Here is a 26,462-nt window from a genome sequence, read left to right as displayed (position 1 = left end):
TGTCAAACCTCTTTGCAAAAATGCCGTAATTCGCTAATATGGTATATGGCATGTTTTTATTATTACGGAGAGGGTCAAATATGGGACAAGATCGGCTATCACAATCGAAACTGGATTATAATTTATTGTTTATTTTGTTTTTAATGGCGATTGTCAGCGCGATTGCCATTCATAGCGCCGAGGCGACGCTGCCAGAAAAATTGCAAAACATCAATTTTGCCTATAAGCAATTGCAATGGTATGCGATCGGTGCTGGCGTGATCGCGTTGACGATGATTATCGACTATGACCGGTTTTTCCAAATCGCTTGGTATTTATATGGATTTGGCATGCTGCTGCTTCTCGGACTGGAGTTGAATGTCCCAGGCACGGTGACAAATAAAGGAGCGACTAGCTGGTACAAGCTCCCAGGCGGGAATTTTCAGCCATCCGAGCTGATGAAAATTTTTATGATTATCGTCCTTAGCCGCATTATCGTTAACCATCGCGAGAAATATCCAGAACCGACGATCAAAGATGATTTCAGGCTGCTTGGCAAAATCGCGCTAACCGTATTGCCGCCGCTTATTTTGCTGGCAAAGCAGCCGGATTTAGGAATGTCGATGGTGTTTGTCGCCATTACTGGTTCGCTCGTGCTCGTTTCCGGCATCCGCTGGCGCATCATTTTCGGCATTATCCTTTCTGTGGTAGCGGTAGTAGCGACAGTTGTATTTATTTTCTTTCAGTTTCCCGACTTTTTCCATAAGTATATTATAAAAGAAGATTACCAATTAAACCGCTTCTACGGCTGGCTTGCTCCTTATGAGTATTCCAATGAACAAGGGTTCCAGCTTATCCGCTCTCTGCTTGCCATCGGTTCCGGAGAATTGTATGGAAAAGGCTTTGGCAATTTGCAAGTATATCTTCCAGAGGCGCACACCGACTTTATTTTCGGCGTCATCTCTGAGCAGTTTGGCTTTATCGGTGCCAGTGTCGTTATTTCCCTCTTTTTCTTGCTCGTATACCGCATGGTGCATATCGCCTTAGAGAGCAATGATCTTTACGGAAGCTATCTATGTGCCGGCGTCATCGGCATGATTACGTTCCAAGTGTTTCAAAACATTGGCATGACGATCGGCTTAGTGCCAATCACTGGCCTTCCCCTCCCATTTATTAGTTACGGGGGAAGTTCGCTCGCCACGTATATGCTGGCAATCGGCCTTGTCCTTAACGTGCATTCGCGCACGAAAAAATTTATGTTTTCTTCGGATGAATAAAAAGCCGCATGATGAGCGGCTTTTTATTTTATAATAATCATGCCGTTCACACATCTTTGGATTTGGAAGAAGTTTCTTGATGTCTTCCATCACAGCGCTTTCATAAAGAAAAAGCAAAACTTCGCAAAAAACGGAAAAAGGAGAACGAAACGATGAAAATCGATATCATCGGCGATATTCACGGATGTTACGCAGAATTTGTAACACTAACTAAACGGCTTGGATATGAATGGAGCATGGGAATCCCCGTCCATCCTTATGGAAGAAAGCTCGGCTTCGTCGGCGATTTAACCGACCGCGGCCCACAATCATTGCAAACAGTGGAAGTTGTCTGTTCCCTTGTCGAGCGCCAGTCCGCTTATTACGTTCCCGGCAATCATTGCAATAAACTGTACCGCTTTTTTTTAGGAAGAAACGTGCAAATTACGCATGGCCTTGAAACAACAGTGGCAGAGTATCGCGCATTGCCGCCGGGCCGGCAGGATATGATTCGCCAAAAATTTATAAAACTGTATGAAACGGCACCGCTATACGCCCAGCTGGACAATGGCCGCCTTATTATCGCCCATGCCGGCATCCGCCAAGATTACATTGGGCGAACCGGCAAAAAAGTGCAAACGTTCGTGCTTTACGGCGATATTACGGGAAAAACAAATCCGGACGGAACGCCCGTGAGGCGGGACTGGGCAAAACATTACAATGGAGAAGCATGGATTGTATACGGCCATACTCCCGTAAAACAGCCAAGAATGATCAATCATACGATCAACATTGACACCGGCTGCGTATTTGGCGGCGCGCTGACCGCTTTTCGCTATCCGGAAATGGAGACCGTTTCTGTCCCTTCTTCCATGCCATATGTACCGGAAAAATTCCGAACGTTTGACTAGCGCCAATCCCTGTCTCCTACGAACGAAGCCGCTCGATCAGCCGCTGCATATCATCGGGAAGCGGGCAGGAAAACGTATATGCCTGTTTCTTCAACGGGTGGAAAAACGAAAGTTCTTTGCTGTGCAGCGCCTGGCGGTCAATCGCATTCCGGCTCCCGCCATACAATTCATCCCCGGCAAGCGGATGGCCGATATGTGCCAGATGAACGCGAATTTGGTGGGTGCGGCCTGTCTCAAGCTGCAAGGATAAGTGCGTATAATCACGGAACCGTTGCAGCACGCGAAAGTGTGTAACGGCGCGCTGCCCGTCTTCGCGAACTTCCCGCGCAATAATGCTGTCGCTTTTCCGGGCGATCGGCGCATCAATCGTCCCTTCGTCCTTGCTGACGCGTCCGTGGCAGATCGCTTCATACCGCCTTGCCACTTTGCCTTGTTTTTGCAATGTGGATAAAAGATGATGAATATGGCGGTGCTTGGCGATCAGCACAAGCCCGGAAGTATCGCGGTCAAGCCTTGTCACAACATGAATCGTCGATGTTAATTGCTGCTTTTCGTAATGATATAGCAGCGCGTTGGCGAGCGTGCCGCCCGGATGCTCGCGCGATGGAATCGTCGCCATGAACGGCGGCTTATTGACGACGATGACATGCTCATCTTCATACACAATATCTAAAGGAATCGCTTCTGGTGCCATTCCTTCGCTTGGCAGTTCCGGAGGAAATACGACGCGCAGCGTCTCCCCTTCGCCAAGGCGGTGGCGGACCGTCACCGGCTGATCATTGACATAAATCGCTCCGCCATGAAATTTAATATCGATCAATGCCGTTTTTGAAATCCCGTTTTCTTTTAAAAACTCGCGAATAAGTTTGCCTTCGTCTTGTTTTGTAACAATCCAAGTGAGCGTAAACTGCGACAACATTGTCTACCTGCCTTTATGTGCTTGTTTGTCAATCGGCGATAAATGAATCGCGCACCCGCTTCCAAAACGGAAACGGCCGAAAGCGTGCAAAACGAATTTTCTCATTGGCGACACGGCACTGAATCGATTTCACGTCTTTATGCAACAGGGATAAATGGTCAATCGTAATTTGAAAATCGACATTGTTTACCGGTTTTAATATGCATGTATGATGGGCGGGAAGAACGAGCGGTGATCCGATCGTGCGGAATACCCGGTTGTTAATCGACGCCATCTCGGTAACTTGGATGGCCTCAAGCGACGGATGCAATATCGCGCCGCCCAGCGCTTTGTTATAAGCCGTGCTTCCTGTTGGCGTAGAGATGCATAACCCGTCTCCACGAAACGTTTCAAAAAGATCGCCGCGAATTTCCACATCGATCACCAGCGTGCCGCTGACGCTTTTCACCGTGCATTCATTTAAAGCAAGATATTTCGTTTCACGCTCCCCGTTGATGTAGCGAATGGTCACTTCCAATAACGGATATTCCACGACTTGGTATGGTGTTTTCGCAATGGCGATGACTAATTTTTCGATTTCTTCCGGTACCCAGTCGGCGTAAAATCCTAAATGACCGGTATGAACACCGACAAACGCCGTTTTATCCAAGCGGCGGCAATAGCGATGGAACGCATAAAGCAGTGTGCCGTCGCCGCCGACGGAAATAACAAGATCAGGTTCGTCTTCATCATACTGTAAATCAAAATCAAGCAAATATGTTTTAATTTTTTGCGTAAGTATGTTCGATGTCTCATCTCCTTTGGACGTAACGGCAAATTTCATCGGCGCTTGCTTTTCTTTCATCGTTATTCCCCTTTTGCATCCTGTTTTCGTGAAAAAGCTGCTTGTGCTTCTTGAATTTCGAAGCGGATTTTTGACATTTCTTCATCCAAACGGTACGCCGCTTCCGCAGCGCGCTGCAACCTTACTTTAATATCTTCGGGAAAGCGGCCGCTATATTTATAGTTTAACGAATGTTCAATTGTTGCCCAAAAATTCATGGCGAGCGTCCGGATTTGAATTTCTGCTAAAATTTTCTTTTCTCCGCAAATCGTTTGCACCGGATAGCGGATCACCATATGATAAGAGCGATAGCCGCTCTCTTTTTTTTGGGTGATGTAATCCCGTTCTTCGACAATTTCAAAATCATTCCGTTTGCGAAGCAGCTCTACTACCGTTTTAATATCATCGACAAATTGGCACATCATGCGGAGCCCCGCGATATCTTGCATTTGTTCTTCCAATTTGTCAAGCGGAATATTTTTCTTTTGCGCTTTATCGAGAATGCTTGCCACCGGCTTTACTCTTCCAGTAACAAATTCAATCGGCGAATGCACTCCCAGCATTTCAAACTGGGCGCGCATTCCTTTCAATTTCACTTTTAGTTCTTCAACCGCCTGTTTGTATGGCGCCAAAAACAAATCCCAATGTTTGACCATGATACCACCACCAATGTTATGTAAGAAAAATTTCTTTTACTGCCTGCTCCATTTGTTCACCGTAATTGGCGTTTCCATCAATATTTTCAATTAAATACGCCAGCTCTTCCTTGAAATTGGTCAGTTCCAGTTCCGCCATTCCACTTTGCAAAAAGACCGGAATGCTCTCCGTTAATACTTGTTTCATATCGGTCCAATGCTCATATGGAATTGTTACGTAAATAAAATCTTCCTCGGTTTCCAATATATAAATAAACGCGATATTATCTGAATCAACAAGCATATGATTTTTCGGTTTTGCATGTTCCAGCGAAAATGGGGAATCATTGCTGATCAGCCATAATCGCTCGTTTCGTTTTTCTATTTTTTCCACCATTAATTTCTTTCGCATGCCCAATCTCCTTCCACATGAACAATTCTTTTTTATTTTACCATAATCACCCTATGCATAATAAGTAATTGATATTCAGCAATATACATCCGATAATAAAGTTGAAGAGAATATAAAAGGGGAGCAAATATGGAACAAGAAATAGAAATCGAATTTAAAAATTTATTGACGAAAGAAGAATTTGACAGAATTCGGCAAGCGTTTCATATTGCTGACAATGCTTTTGAGCATCAAGAAAACCATTATTTTGACACACCGCAGTTTTTGCTGAAAGACAAGCGCGCGGCGCTGCGAATCCGCGTGAAAAACGGCAGCTATACATTAACATTGAAACAGACGGCGGCGCACGGCGCTTTGCTTGAGACACATGAGCAGCTGACAAAAGAGGAAGCGGACGCTCTCTTAAACGGTACAGCCGTTGTCCAAGGCTCTATTGCGCAAATTCTTCGGGAAATTGGCGTCCCGCCTGAACAGCTGCGGCATTTCGGCACATTGGCAACCGACCGTGCGCAATGGGCGTACGAAGGCGGCACATTGTTTCTTGACCATAGTCATTACTTACAAACTGATGATTACGAGCTGGAGTACGAAACAGAAGAGGCAGAAAGCGGAAGACAGCGGTTTTTACAGCTTCTTGCTTCACTGCATATTCCACTTCGGCCGACTGCCAATAAAATTCAACGCCTGTTTGCGAAAAAATACGAAGAGGGGGAACCATAATGGACGTTTCAACACTTAAACTATTGCTCGAGCTTCAAGCATTGCAAACTTTCACGCCAGCCCGCGCAAATACTGTGAATCAAAGCGGCACGAACACATGGTCATTTGCGCAACTGCTCGATGAATTTTTGGAACAGCAGCAGCCAATGCCGCCAGTGAAAGAAAAACAAAATGCAACGCCTCCTTCAACAACAGGAAAATCGCTTTCCTTCAAAAGCACGGATGAAAACATCGATGCGTTGATCGCACAGGCGGCGGAAAAATATGATGTTGATCCGCAACTGATCCGCGCTGTCATCCGCCACGAGTCCAATTTTAATCCGAATGCGCTAAGCCGCGCCGGTGCAGCCGGGCTGATGCAATTAATGCCAAGCACCGCCAAAATGCTTGGGGTAGAAAACCGATTTGACCCGGCGCAAAACATCGAAGGCGGCACCAAATATTTACGAATGTTGCTTGACCGCTATAACGGCAATGTCCAGCTTGCGCTTGCTGCGTATAACGCCGGCCCCGGCAACGTCGATCGCTATGGAGGAATTCCGCCATTTTCTGAAACAAGGGCATATGTGAAAAAAGTGCTTAACACCTATAACTCCATATAATTGCTCCTTTTGTCCGAGTCACTTTGTTTGAGATAAATACGCTTCATTGTTAAAATAGCAGTAAAATCACCGTACACAAACATTTTACTCAAAGGAGCATTCACAATGGCTGAACAATGGCAAACACTCTACGAGGCGATCGGTGGAGAAAAGACGGTTGCAAGGCTTGTGGAAGCTTTTTATAAACGCGTTGCCAAACATCCTGATTTAAGCCCGATTTTTCCGGACGATTTAACAGAAACGGCTAGAAAACAAAAACAATTTTTAACACAATATTTAGGAGGGCCGCCGCTTTACACGCAGGAACACGGGCATCCGATGTTGCGGGCGCGTCATTTGCGCTTTGAAATTACGCCGACTCGCGCCGAGGCATGGCTTTCCTGTATGCGTGCCGCAATGGACGAAATCGGTCTGTCTGGACCAGCGCGCGAACAATTTTATCACCGTCTCGTTTTAACTGCCCATCATATGGTCAACACCCAAGACAATTTAGAAGGAAAGGGGTATTCCCTTGAATGACAAATTAACTGGGAAAGCTGCCCCGGATTGGTGGCATGCTTCCCAGTCGCGCAGCAACGAGACAAAGCCGTTGGAAATTTATTTGTTCATTGATCCACTCTGCCCGGAATGTTGGGGGCTTGAACCAATTATCAAAAAACTGGTGATTGAGTACGGACGTTTCTTTACATTGAAACATGTGTTAAGCGGAAAGCTGGCGACGCTTCATATGCAGAAACGCCATAAGCCGGAAATGATCGCTAAAGTGTGGGAGCGGACGGCAAGCCGTTCGGGAATGTCTTGCGATGGGAGCCTATGGCTGGAGAATCCTATTTCTAGTCCATTTGCCGCATCGATCGCTATTAAAGCGGCAGAATTGCAAGGCAAACGCGCAGGGATCCGTTTCTTGCGCCAGTTGCAAGAATTATTGTTTTTGGAAAAGCAAAATGTCTCCGATATTTCCGTGTTGATCGATTGCGCGACGCGCGTCGGTCTGGACGTCGATGAATTTGTTCGCGATTTGCAGTCGCCAAGCGCGTCAAAAGCGTTTCAATGCGATTTAAAAATTACATCCGAGATGGACGTAAACGAAATTCCAACGCTCGTCTTTTTTAACGAAAACATTGAAGATGAAGGAATCAAAATTTCCGGATGCTATCCTTACGAGATTTACGTTGAACTGATTTATGAAATGCTTGGCTTTCAACCCGAACCATCCCCTCCTCCCCCGCTCGAGTCATTTTTAAGCCATTTTAAATTCGTCGCCACAAAAGAAATCGCAGTTGTTTATAATATGACCGTAAATGAAGCGGAAAAAGAAATGAAAAAACTGCAGTTAAAACAAAAAGTAGAAAAAGTGCCAGTAAAACACGGAACATTTTGGCGCTATATCTCAAAAGAAAATTAAGGAAAAGCCCGGCAAAACGCCGGGCTTTTCCTTTTGTCAAGACAACAAAGGGGATGGGAGAAATTTTTCACGGTCAAACAAAGGGGTATAAAGTTTTTGTGATTTTATTCACGATATTATCTTAACAAACGATATAAGGTTTTGACAACTACTTTGTGCTTTTGTTCACATTATTGTCATAAATATGGAAGAAATCATCTTTTTCTTCACCATACTCATATAATGAATAGCAGGGTCAACAGAAAGGAGGAAAAAATGAAACGAATCACGCTGTTCATTTGGGGATTCATTGTGCTCATCGCCTTTTGTTTCAATTTGCTTGGCCTGATGCATCTTATTCCCCCGCTGATTACGATGCCACTTTTATTTTTTTCGATTTTTGGCTTTTTAGCAACTTGGAACAGCCGCAATCAATTTAAAGGATTTTATCAAAAGCGAATGTGGCAATAACGCCACATTCGCTTTTCCGTTTACGACAATAGCTGTTCCATTTCTTCCAGTTTTTCTGCGAATACTTGGCAAGCCTGGCGGATCGGCTCCGCGCTCGTCATATCCACTCCCGCTTTTTTCAACACTTCAATCGGATAGTCGGAGCTACCTGCTTTTAAAAACTCGATATAGCGCTTCACGGCCGGCTCCCCTTCTTCTAATATTTGTCTGCTTAATGCGGTCGCCGCGCTAAAGCCGGTTGCGTATTGATAAACATAATAGTTGTAGTAAAAATGCGGAATACGCGCCCATTCTAATCCGATTTCCTTATCGACAACAATATCATCGCCAAAATATTTTTTGTTTAATTCGTAATACATGGAAGTCAATGAATCCGCTGTAAGCGCTTCGCCTTCCTGCGCCTTAATATGAATCATATGTTCAAACTCGGCAAACATCGTTTGGCGGAAGACCGTTCCGCGGAACCCTTCCAAATAATAGTTAAGCAAATATAACCGTTTTTTCTCGTCATCGATCGTTTTTAATAAATAATCATTTAACAGCGCTTCGTTGCATGTCGATGCAACTTCAGCGACAAAAATCGAATAATTTCCATACGGATACGGCTGCGTTTTGCGCGTGTAATAGCTATGCACAGAATGGCCGAATTCGTGGACCAGTGTAAACAAATTATTGACGTTATCTTGCCAATTAAGCAAAATATACGGATTTGTTCCGTACGCTCCTGACGAATAAGCACCGCTTCGTTTTCCCTTGTTTTCGCGTACGTCAACCCAGCGGTTTTCCAGGCCTTCCTTGACGATGCGAATATATTCGTCGCCGAGCGGGGCAAGCCCTTTTAACATGTATTCTTTCGCTTCTTCATACGTTACTTCCATTTTCACATCTTGCACAAGCGGGGTGTATAAATCATACATGTGTAATTCGTCAAGCCCAAGCACTTTTTTGCGCAAACGAACGTAGCGGTGCAACAGCGGCAAATGTTCATGAATCGTTTCAATCAAATTATCGTATACACTTTCAGGGATGTTATTATTGCTTAACGCCGCTTCCCGCGCCGATTTATAGCGGCGGACGCGCGCGAAAAAGTTGTCTTTTTTCACCGCGCCGGCGAGCGTGCTGGCAAATGTGTTTTTATACTTTTCGTACGTCTCATATACCGCTTTAAACGCATCGCGCCGCACGCGGCGGTCCGTGCTTTCCAAAAAGCGAATAAAACGGCCATGCGTTACTTCCACTTCTTCCCCATTTTCATCGATAATCGTCGGGAACGTTAAATCGGCGTTATTCAGCATGCCGAATGTCGTCGAAGATGCTTGCATGACTTCTGCCGCTTGGGCCAGAATCGCCTCTTCTTCGGCGGACAACACATGCGGGCGCTGGCGGTTAATTTCATCTAAAGCGTGTTCATACAGCTTTAATTCTTTTTTCTCTTCTAAAAACGCACGCAATTTCGCCTCATCGATCGCCAAAATTTCCGGCACGATAAATGCCATCGCGCTTGACGCTTCGCTGTAAAGGCTTGTCGCTCGATCGTTCAGCCCTTGATAAAAAGCGTTGGTCGTATCTTGGTCATAGCGCATATGCGCATATGTATACAGCTTGCCAAGACGCATGGATATCTTATCTTGGTATTGCAGCGCTTCGTATAACGTATCTGCCGATTCCCCCAGCCTTCCTTGATAATCCGATAATTTCGGAATCATTTTTTTCACTTCTTGAAATTCTTGCTCCCATGCTTCATCCGTTGGGAAAATGTCCTCTAAACGCCACGTTTCTTCAACAGGAATTTCACTTCGCAATGGTAACGATTTTTTTGTTTTCTTTTCATCCATTTCGCAAACCTCCTTTGGAAAATTATATCATAAATCATATTTTATTATGATCATTTCCCCTCCTCATCAATAAATCCATTCCTACCCATTTTTGTTCAGCTCCAATTCATTTATATAACGGAAAAGCGGAGGCTGTCTTTTCATTTGCTCCATCATTTGTCGATCCTGCTGTATTACTTCATCCATCGTCTTCGGAAAAGTAAATTCTTTTACTAAACGAAGGCATTTGCGGCCTTCCCACTGAAAATAGCCAAGCTTTGTCAGCAATTGCAAATACTCGTAAACCGCCTGCGTATATCGTCGTCCCGTTGCGAGCGGCAGCTGGCGGGCAGCAAGCCGGCCCGCAGCCAGCCTTTCACCGATAAAACGATAAATGGAATCGAGCGGAACAAGTTTGCGTTCCGGTTGCATAAACGGGATTAACACATATGTTTGCCAAATAAACGGCGGTGTTTCAAACAAATAGCCGTGTGGCAGCGGCCAGCCTGCTTCGGTGGGAAAAAGGGACGGAATAATGCCCCGCCGGTAAAAATCGTAACAAATAAGCCTTGTGATCTTATCTGGATATAACGGAAAAGTAAGGCGCCATCGTTGTTTATAGTTAAGCCAATCATGCCAAAACGAGGCGGGCAGCGAAACCGCCGGAAAGGACAACAAATCGGAAAAAGAAAGCGAATGCAGAGGCTGTACAACAGGAATAGCAAATGTGCGGCGGACAGAGAACGGAATTAAATGAACGAGGCGGATAAGACGTTTTGTTTCTGAACAATAGAAGAAAAGAAGCGGGCGTGGAACAAGGGGAAAATGGTGGGCAAACATCCATTGAAAACGGGGCAATGAAATATGATGGTTCCGGTAGCGCAGATGATGTGCTCCAAGAATCCAAATTGGGCGGATTCCTTTCGCCCGATAGGAATCGTTGCGTTTCCGGAACAATATCTCACGAATGGCAGAGCATTGATATTCTACCGCATATATGAAATGATGATGTGCAACAAGGATGTCTGGGCGCTGTTGAACCGGCGGTAAATATGGCTCCAATTTTGCCTGTATGTTCTGGCGTTGAAGCCAAGAAAATAAATCGAATTTTCCGGTCAAATGGCGCGCTGATTCCGGCTCGTGCTCGTATGGGCACGCGTCATCTTTTTTATGCGCAAAATGCGGAATGCGGTGATTGCCAAGCTTTAATACGACTTCCCGCTTGCAGGCAGGACAAAAAAACGATTCCTTCCTTTTTAATCGGACTAACTCTTCCTTCGTCCAAGTCTTGGCAAGTGAAACAACCTCTCCATTTCGCAACAACGCGACAAGCAAAATATCACATCCTTTTTGTTTCTTTATATCTATTCGGCAAAAGCAGCCTGTTTTCCTGTTTTTTGTCCGCCAATCCATAAAAAATGATAAATGCCCGGCACCGTTTCCGGGCGAAAATCATAATAAAGGGGACAACAATCTTGATACTGACTCCATCACACGAATGGACAGCGGACGGCGCCGAAATATTTCATTATTAATTTGGCTGGAATATTTTAAATCTTCAAGAAAATCAGCAACAAGTTTTTTTGTGCTATCCGTATGATATAAAAAGGCATTCACTTCAAAATTAAGATGAAAGCTGCGCATATCCATATTTGCTGTGCCGATCGATGCCAATTCCCCATCGACGATCATGATTTTGCTATGCAAAAATCCTTTTGAATATTCATAAATTTTCACACCGGCTTCCAACAGTTCCGGAAAATAGGAACGCGAAGCATAAAAGACGATTTTTTTATCCGGCCGCCTTGGCGCCAAAATGCGGACGTCAATCCCGCTTAATGCAGCGACCTTTAGCGCCGTTAAAATATCTTCGTCCGGCACGAAATACGGTGAGGCAATCCAGATCGACCGCTGCGCGGATGTAATCATGGCAAAATATAAATGCTTAATGACTTCCCATTTTTGGTCAGGGCCGCCCGCGATTAATTGGACTCCCCCTTGCCCGTCATAATGGACAAGCTGCGGGGATAAATATTCTGGCGTCAATAGCGTCTTTCCGGTCATATAATACCAATCTTGCAAAAAAATAAGCTGCAATGTGCGTACGGCTTCACCGCGGATCCATAAATGCGTATCGCGCCAAAAACCGAAATATTTATCTTTTCCTAAATATTCATCACCGATATTCAATCCTCCGACAAAGCCAACCGTTCCATCAATAACAATAATTTTCCGATGATTACGAAAGTTGATTTTGTTGTTTAAAAATGGCAAACGGACTGGAGAAAAAGGAATCATTTCCACTCCTGCATCGCGCAGCTCTTGAATATACGTTTTAGATAATTTCCAGCTCCCGACAGCATCATAAAGAAAACGGACATGCACCCCGCTTTTTGCCTTTTCCACTAAAATCGCTTTCAGCTGTTGGCCAACTCCATCATGGCGGACAATATAATATTCTAAATGAATATGATGCGTCGCTTTCTTTAATTCTTCAAAAATAGTGGAAAATGTTTCTTGCCCGTTTGTCAATACTTTTGTTTCCGTCGCAAGAGAAACAGGGCTTTTTCCGATGCGGTGAGCAAGCTGAAGCAGCGGGCGTTGGTGTTCGGCGATCGCCAGTTGTTCCACATCCCATTGGTGATGCGTTTGAAACTTTAAAAATGTTTGTTCATCGAGCATCGCCTTCTTTTGGAAAAGCCTCTGTTTCCTGTAATTTTTTCCAAACATCAAATAAAAGAAAAAGCCAAGCACCGGAAAGCTGCCGAGGACAACAAGCCACGCGATCGTATGCGCGGGTCTCCGGTTTTCAAGGGAAATGACAAATGCAATAAAAATAACGGAACAGGAAATTAAAATACTAAGGACGCCGAGCAGCCTTCCTTCCCAATAATCGTTTGTCAAAAATAAAAAGACCGCTACAACTAGGACAAAAATAATAACCCTTAATGTGTTCCGCAATGATGCTCACCTTACCTATTCTCTAGACTTTTCGCTCGAAGAAAACGCCGATTTCAGCGGATGAAATCGGCGCTTATTTCAACGGAAAATGTTCTTTCAATGTCTCTAAAGCATTGTCACGGATAATTTCTTTTCCATATTCCTCTAAGCGGTAAATCGTCACTTGCGAATCTGTGCCATACTCTAAAAGCAAGCTCAAAATGTTGTCCATTTCATATTCTGTATAATCTTCCTCGCTAAATTGGACGAACAAGTAATATCGGCGCTCAAATTGGAAAAGGCGGTTCACAAGCCCTGTAAAGTTGGCGCGGTGGGCAAGGGAAATCAAATCTTCAATATCTTTAAAGCAAATCGTAAACTGAAGGATCTCCTTATCGCTATTGGCAAACGATTCATCATTGCGTACAATATGAAAATGATGGTCAAGCAATTCTTCCATTTTTTCATCAACTGGAAAATCGCGCAATCTTTCTTCCGGGAGAGGAAGTTCCAGCTTGCTTCCATCCTTCGATAGCTGCGCTTTTGTGACAAGCACTTCTAATCCTTTATCCAGCGCCTGCACTTGGATCCAAAGGGGCCCCTCAAGTGAAAAATCGCCTTCGCTATGAACTTCATCCATCATTTCCCAAAACAATTCTTCGCTGCGCTCGCGGTTATACCAAATCTCTTCGCGGTCAAAACCGCGCTCCTCTATATCAACATAAGAAATATAAAACTTCACCGTATGTTCATTAATTCGCTCTATTTCCATAGCGCAGACTCTCCCTTCCTAAATAAAGAATAAAAGTTGAAGGGATTTTTACCCCCAAAACATTCTATTTAAATACAAGATAACATCTTGTACTTTTATTTTATGATAAAAAGCGAAAGAAGGGAAATAAAAAAACCACGTTTTTAAAAATTGGTTATGAAATGAAACATGCCCTACTATAATGGTGGTGAAAACAAAAGAAATGAGGGGCACGCATGATCGGCGAATATGTGACATCGATTCTTCTTATTATCGGCATTGATATCGTTCTTGGCGGAGATAACGCCGTTGTCATCGCTTTAGCGAGCCGCAACCTGACTGAACAAAAGCGGAACATCGCGATTGTCCTCGGCACAGCGTTGGCCATTTTCATCCGCATTCTCTTAACAGCGGCGGTTGTGATGTTATTGAAAATTCCATTTTTACAGTTGGCCGGCGGTTGCGTGTTGCTTTGGATTTCCTTAAAGCTGCTGATCCAAAAAGACGAAGCGGCTGCAGCGATTCCATCGGAAACATCGCTTTGGAAAGCGATACAAACAATTGTAACGGCCGATATTGCAATGGGATTGGACAATGTGATCGCGGTCGCCGGGGCCGCACATGGGCACACTTCGCTTGTGGTGTTCGGATTTCTTCTTTCCGTCCCCATTATCATTTTAGGCAGTAAGCTAATTCTTTACGCGATGGAACGCTATGCTTTCCTCGTTTATATTGGCGGAGCCCTGTTAGCCTATACCGCGGGAAAAATGATCATCGAAGAACAGCAAATATCCCGTTTGTACAATAGTGTTGCTTCGTGGAAGCCGGAATTCCCGCTGATGATCGCGGCATTTATTACCTTATTGGGATTCATCATCAACCGGCGCAACGCACAGCACTGGACGTAGTGACACTAAAAAAATGAGAACAAACTTCTGCATGGAAAACCATGCAGAAGTTTGTTCTCCTTATTCGTTAACGAGACGTTGCGCTTGACGAAGTTGATATGCCCGCACTTTCCGCGGCAAGAAACGGCGAATTTCGTCTTCATTATAACCGACTTGCAGCCGTTTTTCATCAATAATAATCGGTCTGCGCAAAATTCCAGGATGTTTTTGAATGAGTTCGTATAAATCTTGCAACGGCAACGACTCGAGATTGATGTTTAACTTTTGGAAAACTTTTGATCTTGTTGAAATAATCTCATCAGTTCCTGTTTCCGTCATGCGCAAAATTTCTTTTATCTCCTCAATCGTTAACGGTTCGGAGAAAATATTGCGCTCTACGTAAGGAATATTATGTTTTTCAAGCCATGCTTTCGCTTTTCGGCATGACGTGCAACTTGGTGAAGTATACAATTTCACCATACTCTCACTCCCTTTCAACAAGGATCGCCTTGCCTTCTATATCAAACTGGACGAACTAGCCATAACACTCTAGCTGCAAAACATGGTAATTTGAAATAACTCTAACATAATACATTATACAATAAATGTGTAAATAAAGATATAGTTTTTCAAAAAAGTTGCCTATTTTCTTCGTTTAATTTTCACCGTTTCTTCCAAAAAACAGAAAAATCCTCTACAATAAAATTGGAACGATTGCCATGGGGGGGAGAGCATTCATGAGGCAATATTTTATCGATTACATGATTGTTTCCGGACTGATTATCGGCATTACCGCATTCATGGGAGTCATTGCGGCCAGCATTGGTGAACGCATTTTCGGCGGTTCGAAACGAAAAGAACACGTTAATGAATCAAAACATATACAGAGCGGCTGGAACCTCGTCGGCGGCAAAAATAAAACGATCTCTTAAGCGGAGATCGTTTTATTTATACATCGATTGATATGTTTTATATTCCGCCTCTGAGCATAATACGAAATGGCCCGGGGTAATTTCGCGGAATTCCAGCTCTTCCCCTTCTTTATACTGATGCTGCGACGGGTCGTAAATAATCCGTTTCCGCGTCCGTTCTGTTTCCGGATCAGGAAGCGGAATGGCTGACAATAACGCTTTTGTGTATGGATGAATCGGATTGCGGTACAATTCTTCTGCATCGGCAAGCTCGACCAATTTGCCGAAATACATCACGCCAATGCGGTCGCTAATATATTTGACCATGGACAAATCATGGGCGATAAACAAATACGTCAGCCCTTTTTCACGCTGCAGCTTTTTCATTAAATTCACCACTTGCGCCTGAATCGACACATCCAGCGCGGAAATCGGCTCATCGGCGATGATAAACTCCGGTTCCACCGCTAAAGCGCGGGCAATCCCGATCCGCTGGCGCTGGCCGCCCGAAAATTCGTGCGGGTAGCGGTTCGCGTGTTCGCGGTTTAAGCCAACGGTCTCCAGCAACTCATATACGCGCTGCATCCGCTCTTCTTTCGTTTTCGCCAGACCGTGAATATCGATGCCTTCAGCGATAATATCGGCAACGGTCATGCGCGGATTCAGCGATGCATATGGGTCTTGGAAGATCATTTGCATTTTTCGCTTCAACTCTTTTAGTTCTTTCGCTGAATGTTTGCCATGGACATTTATCCCATTAAAAAGAACTTCTCCGCCTGTCGCTTTATATAGTCCAATAATCGTCCGTCCCGTTGTCGACTTGCCGCAACCCGACTCTCCAACAAGGCCAAGTGTTTCCCCTTTATAAATATCGAAAGTAACGCCATCCACCGCTTTAACGACATTTCCGCCGCCGACTGGAAAATACTGTTTCAAATTTTTCACTTCAATAAGCTTCTGTTTTTCTGGCATATTACTCACTCTCCCTTACTATAATTGGTTGAGGATAATTGGTGGAGAGCTTGCGCAATCGCCGTTTTACCGCTTCCGGCGGCTCAACTTTCGGCGCATCTGGATGAAGCAGCCATGTTGCGGCATAATGGGTATCGGAAATTTGAAACAGCGGCGGTTCCATTTCAAAATCAATTTTCATCGCATACGGATTACGCGGCGCAAACGCATCACCTTTTGGCGGATTCGTCAAATCCGGCGGCGTGCCTGGAATCGACGCCAACTCTGTCTTATCATCACTATCAAGGCTTGGCATAGAAGCAAGCAAGCCCCATGTATAAGGATGTCTCGGGTCGTAAAAAATTTCATCAACCGTTCCCATTTCAACGATTTTCCCCGCATACATCACGGCGACGCGATCAGCTACGTTGGCTACTACTCCTAAATCATGGGTAATAAAAATAATGGCTGTCCCTGTTTTTTTCTGTATATCTTTCATTAATTCTAAAATTTGCGCCTGAATGGTTACATCAAGGGCAGTGGTTGGTTCGTCGGCAATTAACAGCTTTGGATTGGAAGCCAAAGCAATCGCAATCATCGCGCGCTGCCGCATCCCGCCAGAAAACTCGTGCGGATATTGATCGACACGCTTTTCCGGCATCGGAATCCCAACCAACCGCAACAATTCAATGGCCCGCTCTTTTGCCGCTGATCTCGGCATTTTTTGATGTTTCATGACCGCTTCCATAATTTGCTTTCCGACTTTCATCGTTGGATTGAGCGATGTCATCGGATCTTGAAAAATCATCCCGATATCTTTTCCGCGGATTTGTTCCATTTCTTTATCCGTTTTTTTAACAAGATCTTCCCCATCAAATATGATTTGGCCATTTTTTATTTTTCCCGGCGGAGTAGGAATAAGGCGCATAATCGTTTGTGAAGTAACACTTTTTCCAGAGCCTGATTCCCCAACAATCGCCAATGTTTCTCCCTTATTTAAATAAAAGCTAACTCCGCGGACCGCTTGCACTTCGCCCCCGTATGTTTGAAACGATACTTCCAAATTTTTTACTTCTAACAGCTTTTCCATATTCTCATCACCCTACTTACGCAATTTCGGATCTAATGCATCGCGCAGCCCATCTCCCACCACATTAAAAGCAAAAATAGTTAAGCAAATAAATGTGGCTGGGAAAAACAGACGCCATGGATAATATTGCAATGCTTGCACTCCTTCAGAAGCCATTGTCCCCCAACTTGCTAACGGTTGTGGAACACCTAATCCTAAATAGCTTAAAAATGCCTCTGTAAAAATGGCGTTAGGAATCGTTAACGTCATCGTAACAAGAATCGAGCCCATGGCATTAGGAATCAAATGCTTAAACATGATTCTGGACGTGCTTGCGCCAAGTGTTCGCGCTGCCAATACATATTCCTGGTTTTTCAACTGCAACACTTGTCCCCGAACAATACGAGCCATATTGACCCATCCGGTAATCGTCATGGCAAGAATCATCGTCCCTAACCCTTGTCCCAAAATAACCATTAATATGATGACTAAAAGCAAATAAGGAACTCCGTATAAAATATCAGCGATACGCATCATGATTTCATCCGTTTTTCCGCCACGGTAGCCGGCAATTCCTCCCCAAAGGACGCCAATGACCAAATCGATCAGCGCTGCGGCTAATCCGATAAACAAAGAAATGCGGGCACCATACCATGTGCGAGTAAATATATCACGTCCAAGTTCATCGGTTCCAAACCAATGTTTAGAAGAAGGCGGCTGGTTCGTATTCATTAAATCATTCGTTGCGTAATCATAGTTGGTCATATACGGTCCAAAAATGGCCATGAACACTAAAAGAATTAATAAAATTAATCCAAACATAGCTAACTTATTTTTTCGAAAACGTATCGAAACATCTTTCCAAAACGAAAGACTCGGTTTTGACAACTTCTCCGCTTCCCCAACATCGGCTACCGCCGGCTGAAACATCTCTTTTGGAATCTGCTGCATGATTACTCCCCTTTCTTACCACCGGCTAACTTAATGCGTGGATCAATAAAGCCATAAGCAATATCCACAAGCAACACAGACAATAATAATAGAATACTGTAAAACACCGTAACCCCCATAATCGTTGTATAGTCGCGGTTTGTAATACTTGTTACAAAATGGCTTCCGAGTCCGGGTATCCCAAAAATTTTTTCAATCACAAAGCTGCCTGTTAAAATTTGTGCGGATAAAGGGCCTAAGTATGTTACAACTGGAAGGATCGCGTTGCGGATTGCGTGCTTCACCGTAATTTGTCTGCGCGAGAGCCCTTTTGCTTTTGCCGTGCGAATATAGTCGTTACTTAATACTTCCAACATGCTAGAACGGGTTAAACGGGCAATAAATGCCGTTGGCGTTGCGGCCAGCGCAAGCGCAGGCAGCACCGTATGTTGCAGCGATTCCCAACGAGCAACCGGGAACCATCCCAACTTGATCGCTAAAAAATACTGCAAAACGGATGCCATAATAAAGCTTGGAACAGAGATTCCGAGAACAGCGAAAACCATTGCCCCATAATCTTGCCATTTATTGTGGTTCAACGCCGCGATAATTCCTAGTAAAATCCCAACACTGATCGCAATGAATAATGATTCCATGCCAAGAAAAAAGGACACGGGAAATCCTTCATTAATTAAGTCGTTAACCGTCTGCCCTTTATATTTAAACGAAGGTCCGAAATCCCATTTCGCGACAGAAACTAAATAATCAACATATTGGATATACCACGGTCGATCCAGTCCATAATATTCATTCAAGTTTTTCTCAATTTCCGGCGGAACTTGCTTCTCACTCGAGAACGGCCCTCCCGGAGCAGCCCTCATTAAAAAAAATGTCGCTGTTACAATTAAAAACAAAGACATAAGCATATAAAGTAGCCGCTTGCTTATATATCTTAACAAATTTCCTGCACCTCCATTTTCTTGCAATACGTCTTAACAGGAAATGAAGGTATATGAGCCGAAAAAACCCATATACCTTCTTCACCTTTCACTGCGGTTTTATTCAAAATATGCCCACTTAAATTGGACATCGCCAAGGCCAGACACTTCTACACCTTTCAAGTTGTCTTTTTGCACCCATGTATTCGTGTAGAAGTAAACTGGCGCTATAGGCATTTCATCCATTAAAATCGCTTCTGCCTGTTTTAGCAATTCTTTCCGTTTTTCCGGGTCTGTTTCTTTCTGAGAATCGATTAACAACTGTTTGTATTGCGGATTTTCCCAGTTTGTATCGTTATTGCCGCCTTTTTTGTCGCGGAACAGTTCTAGGAAGTTGATCGGATCGTTAAAGTCGCCTGACCAGCCCATCCGTCCGATTTGATAGTCACCGGAGTGCAGCTTCTCAATGTATACTGCCCATTCCGCATTTTCCAGTTTTACTTCGATTCCTAAATTTTTCTTCCACATATCTTGAACCGCTTGAGCAATTTTCGCGTGAGCATCGTCGGTGTTATACGATAAGGTGATCGGTGGCAAATCTTTCACATCTTTTAGCCCAAGCTCTTGAAGGCCTTTTTGCAAATATTCTTTCGCTTTTTTAACATCGTTGTCTTTAAAATACCCTTTTTTGTTTTCAGGGAACATCGTCGGCGGCACAACTGCCATAGCCGGAATTTGTTCGCCTTTTGTCACATTTTCCACAATTGCTTTGCGATCGATTGCGTACGCAAGAGCTTTGCGGATATTGACATTGTTTAACGGTGCTTTTTCCGTATTAAACTTAAACATGTAAACACTAGCGATCGGTTGAATATGCAACTTGCCTTCTTTCTTTAATTGCGGTAAAGAATCTGTCGGCAATTGCCCTGTCGGCATGCCTGCCCAATCTAACTCACCATTATTAAACATCGAAAGCTCTGTATTGTTATCATTGACCATAACCATATCAATTTTGGTCAATTTGACGTTTTTTGCATCCCAGTAATTTTCGTTTTTCTCGAGAACGATCTTGTTATTGTGTTCCCAAGAAGTCATTTTGAACGGACCGTTCGAAGTGTAGTCAGGGCCAGCATTGGCATACCATTTTGGATTTTTCTGCGCAATTTTGCTGTTCACTGGGAAGTACGTATAGAACGCCGTTAATTCTAAGAAATAAGGCGTTGGATTTTCCAGTGTAACTTGCAGCGTTTTGTCGTCGATTGCTTTTACGCCGACATCTTCCGCTTTTGCTTTCCCTTCGTTAAACGCTTGACCATTTTTAACGTAATAAAGCTGATAAGCATATTGCGATTGGTTTTTCGGATCCAGCGCCCATTTCCATGCATATTCAAAGTCTTGGGCGGTAACTGGGTCGCCATTGGACCATTTGGCATCGCGCAATTTGAATGTGTATGTTTTTAAGTCTTTAGAAACTTCGTAGCTTTCTGCCATCGCTAACTGAGGTTTGCCGTCTTTAATGCGGGTTAACCCTTCAAATGTTTGGTATAACACGTTGGCGGAAACACTATCATTCGCTAAGCCCGGATTTAGTGAGAATGGCTCTGTTTTAATGTTCACATGCAATTCTTGTGGAACATCAGCAGCTTTGTTTCCTTTCTCGCCGGCGGATTCATTGCCTTTTTGGAAGCCGCCGCACGCAGAAAGGAAAAGGCTTAACGCCAACATGAAGCTCAAAAGCATAAAACTTCTTTTCTTCATGGAATTCCCCCCTAAAATAAATTTATGTTCAAAAGCTCTGCGTAAAAACGCGGAACTTTTGTTAATAAATTCAATATTTTTTAAATAAAATAAAAAAATTTATTGCATTTTATTTTATTATTAAAACATTGTTTATGTCATAAAAATTATTAATATATTTTAAAAATAATTTACATTTTACTTTTTTGTTTCTTTTCTGAATTTTACTTCAGTTGAGGTATGTACCGGCTCACTTCTTTCTTTTTGCTACCTGTCATTTTATATTGTTTTTTGATAATTGTAAATAAAAAATTTATTTTTATATTATTTAAAGCGTTTACATTTTGGTTATTTTAACATTTTGTTAAGAAGTAATGAGCGAAGATTTATTTTTTCTTCATTCATTGCTAAAAATGTAATTTTATTAACATAATTTCTAAAATAATGTATTTGATAAAAAAATTATTAAATAACACTTTGAAATCAGAATAATAACTTTTCCAAAAACTTTTTGTTTGCGCTATTAAGCCATGGCGACAGCGCTTCGCAAAATTCGCCCCCACAAAGTCGTTTATTTCTCCATCACTCCTAATGCCATATATGCTCCGTTTCGCGGATAGTCCGTAACCTAACGGGTTTCTTTCACCACATCGTTGATATTGCCACATCTGCCTATTTGTTCCGTACAGTATTAATTATATTTATTTCGCTTTTTTCTATTCATTGCTTAGGAGGGAAAAAGAAACTTGCATATAGCAAATAGATGTTTTACAATAAGAGTCAAAAAAACTGGAATGAACATGCGATGAGAAAGAAGAGTACATATTGCGATGCCTTCAGAGAGCTTGTGGCTGGTGGGAACAAGCGGCTAGCAATATGGAATGGGCTTTCGAGCATCCGGCTGAACGAGAGTAGGCTTTGGACGCCTGCCTTGCGTTATCAAGGCGCCATGCGCATACAGGCATGGGCAGAGTGATTGCACCATATGTGCAATAACTAGGGTGGCAACGCGGTCCTATCGTCCCTAACGTTTAAGGGAATAGGGCCTTTTTAAATGGATAAAAAAGGAGTGGTATGATGAAAACGAGTTTTTCAGGCATTCAGCCAAGCGGTGTCATTACGCTTGGCAACTATATCGGCGCTATGCGGCAATTCGTAGAATTGCAGAATGAGTACAACTGCTACTTTTGCATTGTCGATCAGCATGCGATTACCGTCCCGCAAGATCCGCAGGAACTGCAAAAAAACATTCGCAGTTTAGCCGCCCTTTATTTGGCGGTCGGCATCGATCCGAATAAGGCGACTTTGTTTATCCAGTCGGAAGTTCCTGCCCACGCGCAGGCAGGATGGATGCTGCAATGCCTTTCTTATATCGGCGAACTGGAAAGAATGACTCAATTCAAAGACAAATCAGCAGGAAAAGAAGCGGTGAGCGCCGGACTGCTTACTTATCCGCCGTTAATGGCTGCAGATATTCTTTTATATAAAACCGATATTGTGCCTGTCGGGGAAGACCAAAAACAACATATTGAATTGACGCGCGATTTAGCAGAACGCTTCAACAAGCGGTACGGGGAGATTTTTACGATTCCGGAACCGCGCATTCCAAAAATCGGCGCGCGCATTATGTCGCTTGCAGACCCGACAAAAAAAATGAGCAAATCGGATCCGAACAAAAAGTCGTTTATTACGCTTCTTGATGATGCCAAAGCGGTGGAAAAGAAAATCAAAAGCGCCGTAACGGATTCAGAAGGAGTCATCCGATATGACAAAGAAAATAAACCAGGAATCTCCAACCTTCTTAACATTTATTCGATTTTAGCGAACAAAACGATTGAAGAACTTGAACAAGAATATGCCGGAAAAGGGTATGGCGTATTTAAAGCCGATCTTGCCCAAGTGATTATTGATACCCTTACCCCGATTCAAGAGAAATATTATCATTTATTGGAAAGCAGCACACTCGACGAAGTGCTTGACAAAGGGGCAGAAAAAGCAAATAAAGTGGCAACGGAAATGCTCGAAAAAATGGAACAAGCGATGGGGCTCGGAAGAAGGCGTTAATAAAAGCAAGCCGTTTGTGGCTTGCTTTTTTGTTTTACACGCGCATCCACCGTTCTTTTCCGGGGCTTGCTTGCGTTTGTGCGCCAACAGCGCGATGTTTAATTCACTTTCGGCTCCTGTTCCATTTCCCAAAGTTTTTCAAAAAACGGCTGACCTTTTATTAATTTTTCGCATAACTGCACATGTCTTTCGGACCAGCCGTATTTTGTCTCCTCGTATAAGCGCTGCCATGCCTCTTCAAACGGCATTTTTTGAATATCAGGATATTTGTGCGGCGCCCATTCCGTATACCAGTAGCGCACCTCCGCGACATTTTTCGTTGCGCGAAGTTGATCAAGCGCCATAAACAGCAGTTGTTTGAGCTGCCGCTCCTTTCGCGTAAGTCCGCACATCCATTCAGGAGAAGGGGACAAAATATGGTACGCTTTTTCAAAGGCTGGCAGCGGATACGGTCCTTCTTCATGTTCTGCGGTCATTTCATACACTTGCTGTTCTTGTCTCGGAATAAGGCGGCTTTTTCGAATCGGAATGTTATAGCCAATCGTGTCAACAGCGAGAATGCCGTAGCCGTCCGTAATGACAAAACAATAATCAAGCTGGATGCGCTCGTGATTTTTCCGCAAATATGCTTTTTGGTATACATCTTCAAGAAGCTGCTTCGGAATTTCCGATAAACTGTTTTCAATATAATTGAATAACGCAGAAGAAACTTTGAGCAGCGGCACTTGATCAAGCAGTTCAACTTGATCGTCCTTCCTCCATTCATAGAAATGACACACGTTATATCCGTTTTCTTCCCCTTCAAACCAATTGACCCAAACGTCATGAAGATATAGCATACGATACCCCTCGCTTTAAACAAACTTATTTGTCCATCAGTATAGGCAGAGGGGGCAATTTTTATTCCATTTCATCCTTTTTTATCCATTACTCTTCTCGATAAGGAAAGTATAAGCTTCCTAGCATTAGCAAAAGCCCTATTGGGAGCAGATAAAATTCTATTCTTGTGCGAATATGGACAAAATATCCGGTCCATCCCCTCTCTGGTGTCATCATGTTTAAAGAAGCAAGCATTACCACCCCGCCAATGACCGAAATGCCAAAACCGACCAAGTAAACGAATATGCGAATCATCGGGCTCCTCTTCTTTCCCTGACTTGTCCTTCTCATGTTTTACATATATGAGCCCGCAATGCTGATCATGACTGCTTGTTGTTTTCTAATGAAGCAGCCTGCAATATCTGTTCTGAATCCATATTCATTAATTCGGAAAAACGCGCGCCATGTTCAAGGCAGCGGCGGACGATATAATGACCGACCGCATACCCAAGCATAGTTGGATAAAAACCAAGCCCGTAAAGCAGCCGAGCATACAACGGATGTTTGGAGAAAATCGACTTATGCGGTGATACGTACCGTTTCCAAAAGCTGTAAAGCTGTTCGTCCGAGTAATAGGTCGTCCATCTTGCTTGCTGCTCCTTGCCGACATACTGGCAAACCGCGTTTTCGGCAAGCCCTTCTAATATGATCGCATCCAAAAGTGTCGTATCTTCGCTTTCTTTCATTTGTTTTTTCAAGCGACAAACATGATTGTACTCATGTGTTATCAATGCCTCGATTTCTTTGTCCGTATGGTGCGGCAATAAAAAAATAAACAATTTGTCATGAAAGGCGATCCCCCCTTTGCTATTAAACTCACGCGCTAAAACCCGGTTATAAGGATCCGCTGGAAAAAGAAAAAGAGGCACATCTGGGCCGTTCCATTTCTTCTTTCTCTTTTCGTAAACCGCCTCGACCCGTTCCCATATATTTTTTTGTTTCATTTGCTTAATCGTTTCTTTCATATTTTTCGACGGTTTGTACATGCCGAAACGCACAAGGTGGAAGTAAATATCTCGCTCGTTCGCATCTGGAAAATACAAAACAAGGCGCCGGCACAGGCGAACGGGATCATCATGCCATTCGCCAAGCCATCGATCAGTACGGATAACCGGCATGCTTGTCACCTCTTTTTCCATTTTTCCTATCGTATGATCAAAACAAAAAAGAGGTGAAAAAAAAGGGGCTATCTCCTTTTACGGAGGCAGCCCATCACCGTTATTTTACATATTTTTTAAAAATCAACGTAGCATTATGCCCGCCAAAGCCGAACGAATTGCTTAACACCGCGTTAACTTCTTGCTTTCTCGCCGCATTTGGCACATAGTCAAGATCGCATTCCGGATCAGGAGTTTCATAGTTTATCGTCGGCGGAATCACTCCATCTTTAATCGCTAACACGGAAAATACCGCTTCTACTGCGCCAGCCGCTCCCAGCAAATGACCGGTCATCGATTTGGTCGAGCTGACCGCCAGCTTGTACGCATGGGCGCCGAACACTTCTTTAATCGCCATTGTTTCATATTTGTCATTGTATTCTGTACTCGTGCCGTGGGCATTAATATAATCAATTTCTTCCGGCTTCATTCCTGCATCGGCCAACGCTTGGCGCATCGCACGGACGCCGCCTTCCCCACCTGGAGCCGGCGCGGTAATATGATATGCATCCCCTGTCGCCCCATAGCCAACAATTTCCGCATAAATTGGCGCACCGCGGCGCACCGCGTGCTCCAGCTCTTCCAATACAAGAATTCCTGCTCCTTCTCCCATCACAAAACCATCGCGGTTTTTGTCAAACGGGCGGCTCGCCGTTTTTGGATCCGGGTTCGTCGACAGCGCCGTATTCGCGCAAAATCCGGCCAGCGCCATTTTCGTTATCGGCGCTTCGGTGCCGCCAGCAATCATGACATCAGCATCACCGCGCTGAATCACTTTAAACGCATCGCCAATGGAGTTGGTTCCTGTTGCACAAGCAGTGACAGTGCAAGAATTGATTCCTTTCGCCCCCAGAATGATGGACACTTGTCCCGCTGCCATATCCGGAATCATCATCGGCACAAAAAACGGGCTTACCCGGCGATAGCCGCGTTGTTGGAAAATCTCAAATTGCTGCTCATATGTTTCCATCCCGCCGATTCCCGATCCGATCCAAACGCCGACTCTTGACGCATTTTCATCGGTGATTTCTAATTTTGCGTCGTTAACCGCCATCAATGCGGCAGCGACAGCGTATTGCGTAAAACGGTCCATTTTGCGCGCTTCGCGCCGATCAATAAATTGTTCTACATTGAAGTCTTTCACTTCTGCCGCCACTTTTGCCGGAAAATCATCTGGATTGACGCGCGTTAGCATCCCGATTCCTGACTTGCCGGCAATAATATTTTTCCACGTCGTTTCCACATTGTTCCCAAGCGGCGTTACCGCTCCAAGACCTGTAACAACGACTCGTCTCTTTTCCATCACTTCCGTCTCTCCTTTT

At 43.9% G+C, this 26,462-nt stretch carries 28 protein-coding genes and 1 other annotated feature; of the genes, 10 read left to right on the top strand and 18 right to left on the bottom strand.

Translation table 11 applies throughout. The annotated features are described in order from the left end of the window. The first annotated feature begins 80 nt into the window (after positions 1-80). Both AOT13_RS07485 and prpE read left to right on the top strand, forming a co-directional pair. Positions 81-1,256: an FtsW/RodA/SpoVE family cell cycle protein gene (locus AOT13_RS07485; RefSeq protein WP_042383587.1), complete on the top strand. Its 1,176-nt coding sequence runs from the start codon at positions 81-83 to the stop codon at positions 1,254-1,256. Between the two features lie 152 nt (positions 1,257-1,408). Next, entirely contained in the window at positions 1,409-2,146 is a 738-nt protein-coding gene (gene prpE / locus AOT13_RS07480; protein WP_013401436.1) for a bis(5'-nucleosyl)-tetraphosphatase PrpE, read from the top strand. A gap of 16 nt (positions 2,147-2,162) precedes the next feature. On the opposite strand, the gene AOT13_RS07475 is transcribed toward prpE, so the two are convergent. From AOT13_RS07475 to AOT13_RS07460, 4 genes are read right to left on the bottom strand one after another with little or no spacing between them, the layout of a single operon-like run. Continuing rightward, positions 2,163-3,065, bottom strand: coding sequence for an RluA family pseudouridine synthase (locus AOT13_RS07475; RefSeq protein WP_013401437.1), 903 nt, complete (start codon positions 3,063-3,065; stop codon positions 2,163-2,165). A gap of 28 nt (positions 3,066-3,093) precedes the next feature. After that, positions 3,094-3,888 (bottom strand): NAD kinase, encoded by a 795-nt coding sequence (locus AOT13_RS07470; protein ID WP_370586553.1) that lies wholly within the window; start codon positions 3,886-3,888, stop codon positions 3,094-3,096. A 23-nt stretch (positions 3,889-3,911) separates the two neighbouring features. Continuing rightward, positions 3,912-4,544: a GTP diphosphokinase gene (yjbM, locus tag AOT13_RS07465; RefSeq protein WP_013401439.1), complete on the bottom strand. Its 633-nt coding sequence runs from the start codon at positions 4,542-4,544 to the stop codon at positions 3,912-3,914. 16 nt (positions 4,545-4,560) lie between these two features. After that, positions 4,561-4,935, bottom strand: a complete 375-nt coding sequence (locus AOT13_RS07460; RefSeq protein WP_013401440.1) for a UPF0738 family protein — start codon at positions 4,933-4,935, stop codon at positions 4,561-4,563. A gap of 129 nt (positions 4,936-5,064) precedes the next feature. Between AOT13_RS07460 and AOT13_RS07455 the strand changes: the two genes are divergently transcribed. From AOT13_RS07455 to AOT13_RS07435, 5 genes are all read left to right on the top strand, one after another. Further along, positions 5,065-5,655: a CYTH domain-containing protein gene (locus tag AOT13_RS07455; RefSeq protein ID WP_013401441.1), complete on the top strand. Its 591-nt coding sequence runs from the start codon at positions 5,065-5,067 to the stop codon at positions 5,653-5,655. After that, positions 5,655-6,257: a lytic transglycosylase domain-containing protein gene (locus tag AOT13_RS07450; protein ID WP_013401442.1), complete on the top strand. Its 603-nt coding sequence runs from the start codon at positions 5,655-5,657 to the stop codon at positions 6,255-6,257. The genes AOT13_RS07455 and AOT13_RS07450 overlap by 1 nt, the downstream gene beginning before the upstream one ends. 105 nt (positions 6,258-6,362) lie before the next feature. Next, positions 6,363-6,776: a globin domain-containing protein gene (locus tag AOT13_RS07445; protein ID WP_013401443.1), complete on the top strand. Its 414-nt coding sequence runs from the start codon at positions 6,363-6,365 to the stop codon at positions 6,774-6,776. Then, positions 6,769-7,662 carry a ClpXP adapter protein SpxH gene (spxH, locus tag AOT13_RS07440; RefSeq protein ID WP_003252320.1) on the top strand — a complete coding sequence of 298 codons (894 nt, stop codon included), beginning with the start codon at positions 6,769-6,771 and terminating at the stop codon, positions 7,660-7,662. Before AOT13_RS07445 ends, spxH begins: the two co-directional genes overlap by 8 nt. Before the next feature lie 255 nt (positions 7,663-7,917). Then, positions 7,918-8,112 carry a hypothetical protein gene (locus AOT13_RS07435; protein ID WP_003252322.1) on the top strand — a complete coding sequence of 65 codons (195 nt, stop codon included), beginning with the start codon at positions 7,918-7,920 and terminating at the stop codon, positions 8,110-8,112. Positions 8,113-8,132: 20 nt separating this feature from the next. Here the strand turns inward: AOT13_RS07435 and pepF are convergent, their stop codons facing one another. The 4 genes from pepF to mecA form a co-directional block, all read right to left on the bottom strand. Beyond that, positions 8,133-9,947 carry an oligoendopeptidase F gene (pepF, locus tag AOT13_RS07430; protein WP_003252325.1) on the bottom strand — a complete coding sequence of 605 codons (1,815 nt, stop codon included), beginning with the start codon at positions 9,945-9,947 and terminating at the stop codon, positions 8,133-8,135. An 81-nt stretch (positions 9,948-10,028) separates the two neighbouring features. Then, the gene (locus AOT13_RS07425) at positions 10,029-11,261 is read right to left on the bottom strand and encodes a competence protein CoiA (protein ID WP_042383588.1); all 1,233 of its coding nucleotides are present in this window, start codon (positions 11,259-11,261) and stop codon (positions 10,029-10,031) included. 117 nt (positions 11,262-11,378) lie between these two features. Beyond that, positions 11,379-12,887 (bottom strand): cardiolipin synthase, encoded by a 1,509-nt coding sequence (cls, locus tag AOT13_RS07420; RefSeq protein ID WP_003252328.1) that lies wholly within the window; start codon positions 12,885-12,887, stop codon positions 11,379-11,381. 73 nt (positions 12,888-12,960) lie between these two features. Next, on the bottom strand, positions 12,961-13,638 hold the full coding sequence (mecA, locus tag AOT13_RS07415; protein ID WP_003252330.1) for an adaptor protein MecA: 678 nt from the start codon (positions 13,636-13,638) through the stop codon (positions 12,961-12,963). A 215-nt stretch (positions 13,639-13,853) separates the two neighbouring features. On the opposite strand from mecA, the gene AOT13_RS07410 reads away from it, so the two are divergent. After that, positions 13,854-14,525: a TerC family protein gene (locus tag AOT13_RS07410; RefSeq protein ID WP_013401446.1), complete on the top strand. Its 672-nt coding sequence runs from the start codon at positions 13,854-13,856 to the stop codon at positions 14,523-14,525. Between the two features lie 60 nt (positions 14,526-14,585). Here AOT13_RS07410 and spxA read toward each other — a convergent pair whose 3' ends face one another. Beyond that, positions 14,586-14,984 carry a transcriptional regulator SpxA gene (spxA, locus tag AOT13_RS07405; RefSeq protein ID WP_003252337.1) on the bottom strand — a complete coding sequence of 133 codons (399 nt, stop codon included), beginning with the start codon at positions 14,982-14,984 and terminating at the stop codon, positions 14,586-14,588. Positions 14,985-15,241: 257 nt separating this feature from the next. On the opposite strand from spxA, the gene AOT13_RS07400 reads away from it, so the two are divergent. Then, entirely contained in the window at positions 15,242-15,436 is a 195-nt protein-coding gene (locus tag AOT13_RS07400) for a hypothetical protein (RefSeq protein ID WP_013401447.1), read from the top strand. Between the two features lie 12 nt (positions 15,437-15,448). Here the strand turns inward: AOT13_RS07400 and AOT13_RS07395 are convergent, their stop codons facing one another. The 5 genes from AOT13_RS07395 to AOT13_RS07375 all read right to left on the bottom strand — a co-directional run bounded on the left by AOT13_RS07395 (position 15,449) and on the right by AOT13_RS07375 (position 21,061). Beyond that, on the bottom strand, positions 15,449-16,387 hold the full coding sequence (locus AOT13_RS07395; protein WP_013401448.1) for an ABC transporter ATP-binding protein: 939 nt from the start codon (positions 16,385-16,387) through the stop codon (positions 15,449-15,451). A gap of 1 nt (position 16,388) precedes the next feature. Next, entirely contained in the window at positions 16,389-17,456 is a 1,068-nt protein-coding gene (locus AOT13_RS07390) for an ABC transporter ATP-binding protein (RefSeq protein WP_003252341.1), read from the bottom strand. Positions 17,457-17,468: 12 nt separating this feature from the next. Beyond that, entirely contained in the window at positions 17,469-18,386 is a 918-nt protein-coding gene (locus AOT13_RS07385) for an ABC transporter permease (RefSeq protein ID WP_003252343.1), read from the bottom strand. 2 nt (positions 18,387-18,388) lie between these two features. Next, complete coding sequence (locus AOT13_RS07380) at positions 18,389-19,324, bottom strand: ABC transporter permease (RefSeq protein ID WP_003252345.1); 936 nt, start codon at positions 19,322-19,324, stop codon at positions 18,389-18,391. 99 nt (positions 19,325-19,423) lie between these two features. Then, entirely contained in the window at positions 19,424-21,061 is a 1,638-nt protein-coding gene (locus AOT13_RS07375) for a peptide ABC transporter substrate-binding protein (protein WP_042383592.1), read from the bottom strand. A gap of 775 nt (positions 21,062-21,836) precedes the next feature. Further along, positions 21,837-22,069 (top strand) — a binding site (T-box leader). A 48-nt stretch (positions 22,070-22,117) separates the two neighbouring features. Here AOT13_RS07375 and trpS point away from each other — a divergent pair. Then, on the top strand, positions 22,118-23,104 hold the full coding sequence (gene trpS, locus AOT13_RS07360) for a tryptophan--tRNA ligase (RefSeq protein ID WP_003252352.1): 987 nt from the start codon (positions 22,118-22,120) through the stop codon (positions 23,102-23,104). Positions 23,105-23,202: 98 nt separating this feature from the next. Here trpS and AOT13_RS07355 read toward each other — a convergent pair whose 3' ends face one another. The 4 genes from AOT13_RS07355 to fabF all read right to left on the bottom strand — a co-directional run bounded on the left by AOT13_RS07355 (position 23,203) and on the right by fabF (position 26,443). Further along, a complete protein-coding gene (locus AOT13_RS07355) occupies positions 23,203-23,943 on the bottom strand; it encodes a YjbA family protein (RefSeq protein ID WP_003252353.1) in 741 nt (246 codons plus the stop codon). A gap of 88 nt (positions 23,944-24,031) precedes the next feature. Continuing rightward, entirely contained in the window at positions 24,032-24,238 is a 207-nt protein-coding gene (locus AOT13_RS07350) for a YuzI family membrane protein (RefSeq protein ID WP_013401452.1), read from the bottom strand. A 65-nt stretch (positions 24,239-24,303) separates the two neighbouring features. Beyond that, positions 24,304-25,101, bottom strand: coding sequence for a DUF2268 domain-containing putative Zn-dependent protease (locus AOT13_RS07345; RefSeq protein WP_013401453.1), 798 nt, complete (start codon positions 25,099-25,101; stop codon positions 24,304-24,306). 100 nt (positions 25,102-25,201) lie between these two features. Beyond that, positions 25,202-26,443 carry a beta-ketoacyl-ACP synthase II gene (fabF, locus tag AOT13_RS07340; protein WP_042383596.1) on the bottom strand — a complete coding sequence of 414 codons (1,242 nt, stop codon included), beginning with the start codon at positions 26,441-26,443 and terminating at the stop codon, positions 25,202-25,204. Positions 26,444-26,462 lie beyond the last annotated feature (19 nt).

Source organism: Parageobacillus thermoglucosidasius (genome assembly GCF_001295365.1).
In the GTDB taxonomy this organism is placed as follows: Bacteria; Bacillota; Bacilli; order Bacillales; family Anoxybacillaceae; genus Parageobacillus; species Parageobacillus thermoglucosidasius.
This window is presented reverse-complemented; position numbering and strand designations above follow the sequence as displayed.